Below are 9,176 nucleotides of genomic sequence, written 5' to 3' on the forward strand. Positions count from 1 at the left end.
TATTTCGGAAGTTTTGGCAAGTTGTAAACACTTCGGAAGAGCCTGTAAACATTGATGAATTATAGCACGTATATTTGATATTCATCATCAAAAAATGTATTAGTTATGGCAAAGTTAAAAGGTATTATTAAGTTAGAAGGAACGTTAGACAATTTAACGTTTTACAAAGGACAAGAAGGCTATTTAGTGAAAACTAAAGGCGGTGTTTCTAAAGAGCGTATTCAAAACGATCTGCGTTTGAACGTACTCGTGAAAATGGTTCAGAATTTGGAAGTTCTGCATCCTCTGGTAAATTATTAAGAACTTCAGTTAGAAACTTAATGATTAGAGCAAAAGATAATCGAGTTTCAAGTCGTGTTACTCAAAAAATGACACAAATTAAAAACTTTGATACAACCTCTATAAGAGGTCAAAGAAATGTGGCTACAGGATTAGCAACAACAGAGGGATTGAATACCTTAAAAGGTCTTAATTTCAACAATAGAGCATTGTTAAGTAGCGTTTTATTTGCTCCTTTTTCAGTAAATGGTGCGACTGGTGAAATTTCTATCCAAAATTTAACACCTACAAACGATATTGCTTATCCAAGTGGCGCAACACACGTAAGTTTTACATCTGCTTACTTAAAAGTTGATTTTGACACCACAGAAAACGCAATCGAGTACAGTCCAACTGTAAATATTCCGATTGATACAACTTCTGCAACTCAAACACTAACTCCAGCAGGTGTTCCAACAGGCACAGGAAACGATATTTACGTGTTATTAGTTGAGTTCTTTCAAGAGATTAACGGTGTTCAATATCCGCTTAAAAATGGCGCATATAACGTTTTAAACATCGTAGAAGTGGCATAGTTTCATTCTGACCTTTGAAGCTGAAAGAGTCCTATGGTTTTGCATCATAGGGCTTTTTCTTTTGCCATTAATTTTTAAAAGAAAAGAAAAAAAGAAAGCGGATGTTAAGGTAGCGTGGGTAATGCTGTCAAGGTTTTTGGATAAAAGTTTTTTATGCTAAAATGTTGAAGTAGGAGCAAAGAAGCTCTTTAAAAAAAAGTTTTATTCAAAACCCGTAGGGCTTGACCTTTACAGTATTGAGCGTTGGCTGATGGAAGCTACCTATATTTGCTACCTTTTTTTATTTTCACACTCTAATATAAACTTAATTATTATGGAAAATCCTTTTGAAATTATTAATGAAAGATTAGAGAGAATTGAAAACTTACTACAAAACATTTATGCTACTAAAGACACTAATAATGTTAGTGTTATTATTCCTGAAATAATGAATGTAAAAGAAGTTGCTACCTATTTAAGCGTTACGCCTTCCGCTATTTATAAATATACAAGTGCAAGAGAGATACCACACTCTAAACGTGGTAAACGCTTATATTTTAATAGAGAGGAAATTAATGTTTGGGTACTTGAAAACAAGCAATTAACCAATAGTGATATTGAACGTATGGCTTCTGATTATTTAAGTAAAAGACCTATGAAGTTTTAATGAAATTGCTAATGTTTCTTATGAATTTCTGCTGTGAGCGTAGGGTATGTCGGATATTTTACATAATACCAGTTATAGCTACAAAATGCATTAAAACTGCGATAGCAAACCTTTGAAAAGTGCCGTTTGCTACTATAACTTGTATTATGTAACATAGCTTGGGTGAGTTTAGGGTTTTTATGATAAAATAGTAACGGATTAGCTTATTGTGGTTTGGTTTGATTTTATGAAAAACCAAATTGCAATATGCTATTACCTTAAAGACAAAAAAAACGCTAAACTTATAAGGTAAGCGGAACAACACAAAAGACAGAGGGTTTTTGCTTTTCACAAAAAACTGGGTTTTGGGTTGTGGGGACTTGCTACTTTAAACTAAATACAAATTCAAAAAAAGTCTTTTGATTATCTGAAAATAAATCTGAAGTTTGATAGATTTCTTTGATGTGTTTACGAATTAGATTGTCCTTTTGTTTACTCTTAACAGACTTTAATTTTACACTTAAATTCTTGATTAAACTTTCGTATTTGTCTTTATTCATTAAGATTGCAAAACTACCTTTTGATAATTTACCTAACAACCAAAGTAGATTATCTAACTTTTCGTAGTTGTTAATATTTGTATCTAAATTAAGTTGCTTCAAATAACCAAAATAATTCTCCTCGTTTATTGTTATTTTAGTTGTTATCAGCCTATTCTTTTTTAGTAGTTTATATGAATCTATTGCCAAACTATCATAAATTGGGAAATTGCCAGCATTTAAAAAATATATGTATTTAGATATTAGTGATATTGATTTGCCAAAAGCTTTACCAGATTTGTCAATACCATATTCCTTTGAAAACAATGAGTTTATTATACAACCCTCTCTTGGATTATTAAGGAATTTGGTTGTTTCTGTTTTTAAAATATCATCTGAATATTGGGCAAGTGTATTTGCTAATTCATCAATACCATATAAACGTTTACTCATTTGAGTAGAGTAGTAGCTGTCTATAATAGTAATTCTATTTTTTACAACACTCTCAAAATCATTAGTAGGTTTATCATTAAACAACGCTGAAATAATTGCTTTGTTAGATTGATATTGCGTTTCTGAATTTAAAATGTTGTGAGAAAGTTCTGCGTAGTTTTTTAAATTTATATCCATCCTGATTACTATTGACTTTTATTATTAATGCATTAATAAACTTAAATATTGAGAATGTACTTAATCTCTATTTTCAACCGCAATAATTACTTCCTCTTTTTTATCTTTTACTTTTTCCAAAATGTTATCTAAATAATCTATACCGTAACGATTTTTAATATAGTCTAACTCTTCAAAGAATTGTTTCCACTTACCTTTTGACGAGTTAGGGGATAAGCTATCAAAAGCTAATCTTCGTAGTGTGTATTTAGGCATCGTATAGTAATATTTGATGTCCGTAATTATTGTCTTTATAAAATTAAGGTTTTCTTCATCCGAAGCATCTATAACCTTTAAAGCCACTTTTAAATTCTCGTGTGCCTTTGTTTCTATTGCAAGCTCATTATTACTAGAACGTATTCTTTCCTTATGTGCTTTTATAGATTCATATACAGGCCAAAACATTTCGGACAATGGTAGTCTTTTTGCGTCATATTCACATTCAACAAATTGCAAGAAGTTTTCAAACGTTAAACTTTCTACTTTAGGGTTTTCTTCTGTTACTGCTTGTTGTGCAAATAAACTTAATCCTTTTTTGCGAAGCACATTAACATTGGAATCTTTAAACTTTTTTGATGTTTTAACTCTATTTGGTAGCTTTTCAATACGCTCTATTACATCCGGATGATCTTCTTCTATTTGATTGTAGATATTCCTAACGTAAGTAATAATGTTTAATTCTTCATCATCTTCTGGATTGTCGTTCATTTTAGTATATAAGCCACTTGCGGTCGGCTCTTCATCAGCATGAAATATTTTCGCATCTTCACCCAATGCATTGTGAATCATAAACATTTTTTGTTGAGCAATTTCCCTAGATTTTACGAAATCTGCTCCTGTTTCAGATGGAAAAAAATTGTAAATATATAGCAAGTCGAATACTTTTTTACCTATACGATTAATACGACCTACACGCTGAATAACACGTGTTGGATTCCAAGGTATATCATAATTTATTATGACTCCAGCTCTGTTTAAATTAAAACCTTCTGACAATTTATCACTTGTTATTAATACTTGAAAATTATCATATTGAGTACCCTCGTATTGGGCATTAAAATTTCTTTCTAAATCTTTCGCAAAAGATTTAGATACCTTACCATCACATATTAATACTTTACTGCCTAATTTATCCCTAAAAAACGGTTCTAAATGCAATACAGTATCCACATACTCGGTAAATAAAATGATTTTACGATTGCTATCTTTTTTTAAAATTTCTGTTACTTTTTGATAGATTGTTTCTCTTTTCGGGTCGTTTTCTACCAACTTTTCATCCTTAATTTCCTGTCTTATTTTTTTAAATAGTTTTAAATCTTTTTGAATGTCAAGTATAAATTCATCTGCTTTCTGAAAATCCTTAATTTTATATACTGTTGTGTTTTTTGGTGTTTTCTTGGTTAACAATTCATTTTCAAATTTGTAAAGCACTTCCAAAATTTCATCTTCATCGTATTCATAAATTTTTTCCATTAAATTTCTATCCAAAATATATTTTCCTTCTGTGTTTTCAATAAACTGTAAGACAATTTCATGTACATGAATAAATCTATCAATGGTTTTTTGAAATGCCCCAAATGAACTCTCAAAACGTTTTACAAGTAACCTACGCATAAAATCGAATAAGTTTCGCTGTTGTTGAAACACCCTATTGCCTTCCAAATCCAAACCACTTTCGTCTGCTACCGTTTCATAACTTGAAGGTTGGTATATCGCCCCTTTAAATAAACCATCTTCCGCAAAATAATCTCTTACAATACGGTCGTAAAATTGGGATTGAGATTGGGTTAAATAATAAAATAGTTCTTCAGGTGGAGCTACTTTCGGTAAATCACCAATTTCTTTACTGTATAGGTGGTCTTTTTCTAGGTCTAAACGATTTCTTCTTATCACTACTGGGGATATGACCTCTTTAATGGTGTTAGCCAATTTTGCGGACTCTCTTCGCACAATTTGCGGATTAACAGGTAATTCTTCATTAAGAAGGTTTACATAGAGTTTTTCGGCTCTATCTTTTTTTTCTAGATTGTTTGAATTGTAATTTTTGAGAATGTCTGATAATTTATTAAACCTATAACTATAGCTTCTAAATAAGCCTTCTAAATTGTTTTCTAGAGTTATACTGGATAGACCGGGAATGATAAATAATTTTAATAATGCAAAAATATCGGCAGGAGAGTTGTTAAAAGGCGTCGCCGTTAACAAAATGACCTGTTTGCCTCTACAAATTTGCATTAATGCTTCGTAGGCTGCGGTGTCTTGATTTCTAAAGTTATGTGCTTCATCAATAATGACGGTTTCAATATCTGAATCGTCTAAACTTTCTGCTAAATTTTCTACTTGACCACGACTGTAAACATGCCATCCATTTAAATCAAAGTTCCTTACGTATCCCCACCACCCTGTTTTATCACTATAATCTCCAATTAATCCTGGAGGGCATAAAATAATGCCTTTTGAATCTAAATTACGTGCAATCAATGATGCGATTACCGACTTCCCTAAACCTACCACATCAGCTATTACAACCCCATTGTTTTCTTCAATAATTCCTAAAGCTTGGTTAACAGCATCTAATTGATATAAAAATTTAGTAAAACCGTTATCTTCTAGTAGCCTTTCTACCTGTGGTTTTAACTTTTTCTGTTTTTGTAGGTCTAAATAGGTTTTTAACACTAACGCATAGGCGTCAAAAGGTTTTACTAATGCTGCTTGTGAACGATGTTGAATAAAATCAATGAGATGTTGTTTACGTTGGGTTATTTCTGTAATTGGAATTGCCAAATCCCACAATTCTTCAAAATACTTTACCGCTTCTTCGTAACCATAATCCTTAATCTCAACATTAAACTCCTGTTGACCCTGTAAACCGTTACGAGTTAAATTACTACTACCTGTAATTAAATAGCCTTCAAAATTATGTTTTGAACGCTCTTCTTCGTTCATTTCAAATAGATATAATTTAGCGTGATTAGGTTCTCTGGTTTTTTTAATAATCAATCGTTCTTCTAGAAGCATTTCCAAAAAGAAGTGTACCTGCTCATAAAATGCTTTGGTGTCCTGTTGTTCATTATTAACAGCAAAACCCATTGAGGTCATAAAATCATTAAAGTATTCGTCGCTACTTAAATCCATTTCCTGAACATCGTGTTCAAAAATATTTTGCAAATGATTACCAACTTGCAACCCAACTAATAGCCTTGTTTTAATGTCTTTATTCTTCTGTAGATTTTCATACACTTCTTTCCAACCAGAGAAATAAAAGAATCCTACCAACCATCTTAATTCTGTACTGAACTTTATAATGTTGTTTAAACGACCACTCAATGTTTTTTGAGGACTTTTATTTGCTATAAAATTATTTGCCATGAGGTAGATGGGTTTTAATGCGTTCTGCTACAGTTTTAATGATTTGTTCTGCTTCGGGTTGATGCCCTTCTTTAATTTGATGTGCTACACTGGTTTTCCAAGCACGCACTACGTTTTCTAATTTTGAGGCATCAATTAAATCATCGGGTGATTGATATGTTAACTTTTTATGTTCCATTTTTTTTAGAAATGTAGGTATAACTGTTTCCCAATCTTCTTTTGAAAAGGTTTCTGTAAGATGAAATAAATCGTAAAAATCTCTTGGAGCGGTATAAGACCTTTGTTTTAAAGCTCTTAATTTTTCTGCAACCACTTCGTTAATACTATAACACATACATTGTTTTTCACCTGATAACCCATCTGAATACGGATGCATAATATCTAACTTTACCGTGTCTAACAACAGTATTTCATCGGTACTTACTTCCAGTTTTATTTTGGTTTGCCATCTAACAGGAGGTAATGGTCTTTGATTTTTAGAATGGTTGGCTCCCCAATATGTTATATATACTTGAAACCCTTTGGGTTCATCTTGAAATAGTAAAGGCTTTATTTTATCGACATTAAACTGAATGCCTGTTCTTTCTTCAGTTACTTTAGCTATGTTTTCCAGTGGTTTTTGCTCTAAAACAAAATTGGCGTCTATGGCTGTAAAATCCAAGTCTTCCGAAAAACGATAGTTTTCCATATAGCACTTGCGTAAACACGTTCCGCCTTTAAACACCAAATCATCTTTATAGTGGTCTACAAACACCGATAGGAAATGCCCTAATACATAATCTTTATCCACCGTATCGGGTGGTACTTTCCACTCTTGTGCTTTGTCTGTTATTTCGCGTTGCAGAATCATTTGATGAACTCCTTTAAACTTTTTATAATTGGCTAAAAAATGGCTCTTTTACGCCCACTTTTCGCCTTTTTTTCCTTCCGTAACACTGTTATGCAACTCAAAAAAAATCTCAATTGAACGCAAAATAGTTCATTTTCGCTTCAATCAAAAAAGATTAAAGGAGTTCAATACTCGGTTTGTGCCATGTTCAGGAGCTGTTCTTTGCTTACATTTAAACGTAATTTCCATTCGTTTACAAACTCACCTTGTTGTAAACCACCAGCATCCAGTAAACTATACCGTTTGTTTACTTGTGTTTTGGCATACTTAATAAAGCTTTGCAGCCCATTAGCATGGAACAGTTCTGCCAAAAACCCCAAACGTTTTGTAACCGCTATATGGTTATAGGCTTTTGTATATTCCATTAACTTGTTGTTGGTTAATTTGGCATTAGCAAAGGCTTTTATTACATCTGCAAAATCGCCTGCATAACGTGGTTGGTCAAAACAATCTACCAAGGTCATTTCAACATCGGTGAGTTTAAAACTATGGTCACCATAACCTTCTTCAATAACTCCAATGTTTTTAGAGTCTTTTACAGATACAAATTTTACGGTTGTACCCAAAATTTCGGTATCTCTTTTACGTTGGGTGGTTTTTATAAATATGGTGTTGGGGAAGCGTTCTGTTAAACCGTGGTAATGCAATGCCGACCAATAGGCCACAGCACTGTTGCTGCTTATAAAGGTTGCTAACGCATTTATATTGGTGTAATTGTTTAAAGCATATTTGCCACGTTCTATACGATATAGCAATTCTTTATCCACCAGATTTTCAAGAATTTCGTTAAGGTTTTCAAAGGTCTGGTTGACATCCTCTTCAATGGTGTGCATATTGAAATATAAAATTTCATACGCTTCCAGCAATTTCATGAATTGAAGCTGATTACCATCTAAATTTTTGGATATATACACACTATCTGCCATAACCTTTTGTGTAGCGATAAGACCTAAAAATTAGGTCTTTTTGTAACATGATTGGTAAAAGTATGAAAATAATTTTAAAGACGATAAGAAAACAAAAAATAAGTGCTTTTTGCCATGACCTTTTATGTTGCAAAGAACCCTAAAAATTGGGGTCTATTGTTACACGAGTGGTAAAGATACTGTTTTTATGCATTACTACATTTTTTTAATAGATACATTTTATCTTTTGTATAAACACAGGATTATAAATCATTTTAAAATGTATTAAAGTTATTGTATTCTGCTTGAGTAAGAGTAAACTCTGTATCAATTTGTAATACTTCAGAATAATTTAAATTATATAATTTATAAATATGAATATCTAATTGATTAATAAATACTTTATCATCCTCTGAATTAATATTTTTTTCATGTATTATAGATACCAAGTCTTCTATTTTCTTGGTGTTATTATTTATTTTTATTGGCAATTGCTTCATGTGATTGGGGTAAAAATGCGTACCATCATAAAGTAATTCATTAACATAAAACTTAATAAGTTTAGAATTTAAAATAGCTTGCAGGTATTTTAAAGAGAAATTTTTAGATGTGTTTATTTTTTTATTTGTTATCAATCTTTTTATTGTTATATACTCTACCTTTTGAAATTCAATCCATCTTGTCAAAACAACAACGGAGTCATTACAATAAAAACCGTTATTGTCATATATGAATCTTAATTTTCCTATATCACTTAAAGTACGAAGACCAACTAACTTTTCTATTTCAAAAAGTTCAATAAACATTGGATTATAAATAACATCAGGTCTATAATCAAGAAAAGAACTTCTGTTAATTAACCAATAACCCATATCTTTCCCTTCAAAATAGTTTTTGTATGTACCACGTTCATTTTCGTTATGAATAAAAGCCTCCTTTTTTAGTTTTAATTTTTCACTACTAGGTCTTAACCCATAATTAACCGAACAAATATCATCAACTCTTAAACAGTTTTGCTCTATTTTACTTAATAATTCAATCTTATCATTTGTTAAATTAATTCTGAAGTTATTGCTATCAGTATCGTTAAAAATATTTTGGTTGATATTTTTATAAACTTTATTTAAAAACAAGTGTTTATCGGTAAGTGAGTTAACATCGATAATATCAATCTCATTGTTTTTAGTAATTTCTTTTGTTATTTGGATAATGCACGTCCTAACGGTTGCTGCTTCAAATACATCATAATTAAAATTAACAATCTTATTTATCAATACTTCGTTAAGTTTTCAAGCGGCAATTTTGCCAAAACAGGAGAGTTGCCGT

The 9,176-nt window shown here is 31.3% G+C and carries 8 protein-coding genes; 3 read left to right on the plus strand and 5 right to left on the minus strand.

Going from position 1 to position 9,176, the window contains the following annotated elements:
* Positions 1-105: 105 nt before the first annotated feature.
* The 3 genes from AAC024_RS10760 (at position 106) to AAC024_RS10770 (ending at position 1,500) form a co-directional block, all read left to right on the plus strand.
* On the plus strand, positions 106-300 hold the full coding sequence (locus tag AAC024_RS10760; RefSeq protein ID WP_339895393.1) for a hypothetical protein: 195 nt from the start codon (positions 106-108) through the stop codon (positions 298-300).
* A 20-nt stretch (positions 301-320) separates the two neighbouring features.
* Positions 321-854, plus strand: coding sequence for a hypothetical protein (locus AAC024_RS10765; protein WP_339895394.1), 534 nt, complete (start codon positions 321-323; stop codon positions 852-854).
* A gap of 313 nt (positions 855-1,167) precedes the next feature.
* Entirely contained in the window at positions 1,168-1,500 is a 333-nt protein-coding gene (locus AAC024_RS10770) for a helix-turn-helix domain-containing protein (RefSeq protein ID WP_339895395.1), read from the plus strand.
* Positions 1,501-1,862: 362 nt separating this feature from the next.
* Here the strand turns inward: AAC024_RS10770 and AAC024_RS10775 are convergent, their stop codons facing one another.
* From AAC024_RS10775 to AAC024_RS10795, 5 genes are all read right to left on the minus strand, one after another.
* Positions 1,863-2,648: a hypothetical protein gene (locus AAC024_RS10775; RefSeq protein WP_339895396.1), complete on the minus strand. Its 786-nt coding sequence runs from the start codon at positions 2,646-2,648 to the stop codon at positions 1,863-1,865.
* 60 nt (positions 2,649-2,708) lie between these two features.
* Positions 2,709-6,056, minus strand: a complete 3,348-nt coding sequence (locus AAC024_RS10780; RefSeq protein ID WP_339895397.1) for a helicase-related protein — start codon at positions 6,054-6,056, stop codon at positions 2,709-2,711.
* Complete coding sequence (locus AAC024_RS10785) at positions 6,046-6,906, minus strand: nucleotidyl transferase AbiEii/AbiGii toxin family protein (RefSeq protein WP_339895398.1); 861 nt, start codon at positions 6,904-6,906, stop codon at positions 6,046-6,048. Before AAC024_RS10785 ends, AAC024_RS10780 begins: the two co-directional genes overlap by 11 nt.
* 164 nt (positions 6,907-7,070) lie before the next feature.
* Positions 7,071-7,871, minus strand: coding sequence for a type IV toxin-antitoxin system AbiEi family antitoxin (locus tag AAC024_RS10790; RefSeq protein WP_339895399.1), 801 nt, complete (start codon positions 7,869-7,871; stop codon positions 7,071-7,073).
* 254 nt (positions 7,872-8,125) lie between these two features.
* Complete coding sequence (locus tag AAC024_RS10795) at positions 8,126-9,124, minus strand: TaqI-like C-terminal specificity domain-containing protein (RefSeq protein ID WP_339895400.1); 999 nt, start codon at positions 9,122-9,124, stop codon at positions 8,126-8,128.
* Positions 9,125-9,176 lie beyond the last annotated feature (52 nt).

It is taken from the genome of uncultured Algibacter sp., assembly GCF_963976535.1.
Lineage (GTDB): Bacteria > Bacteroidota > Bacteroidia > Flavobacteriales > Flavobacteriaceae > Algibacter_B.

Excerpts from the sequence above, each read along its gene's own strand:
- AAC024_RS10780 (WP_339895397.1), bottom strand. The coding sequence starts at position 6,056 with ATGGCAAATAATTTTATAGCAAATAAAAGTCCTCAAAAAACATTGAGT.
- AAC024_RS10775 (WP_339895396.1), bottom strand. The coding sequence starts at position 2,648 with ATGGATATAAATTTAAAAAACTACGCAGAACTTTCTCACAACATTTTA.
- AAC024_RS10760 (WP_339895393.1), top strand. The coding sequence starts at position 106 with ATGGCAAAGTTAAAAGGTATTATTAAGTTAGAAGGAACGTTAGACAAT.
- AAC024_RS10785 (WP_339895398.1), bottom strand. The coding sequence starts at position 6,906 with ATGATTCTGCAACGCGAAATAACAGACAAAGCACAAGAGTGGAAAGTA.
- AAC024_RS10790 (WP_339895399.1), bottom strand. The coding sequence starts at position 7,871 with ATGGCAGATAGTGTGTATATATCCAAAAATTTAGATGGTAATCAGCTT.
- AAC024_RS10765 (WP_339895394.1), top strand. The coding sequence starts at position 321 with ATGATTAGAGCAAAAGATAATCGAGTTTCAAGTCGTGTTACTCAAAAA.
- AAC024_RS10770 (WP_339895395.1), top strand. The coding sequence starts at position 1,168 with ATGGAAAATCCTTTTGAAATTATTAATGAAAGATTAGAGAGAATTGAA.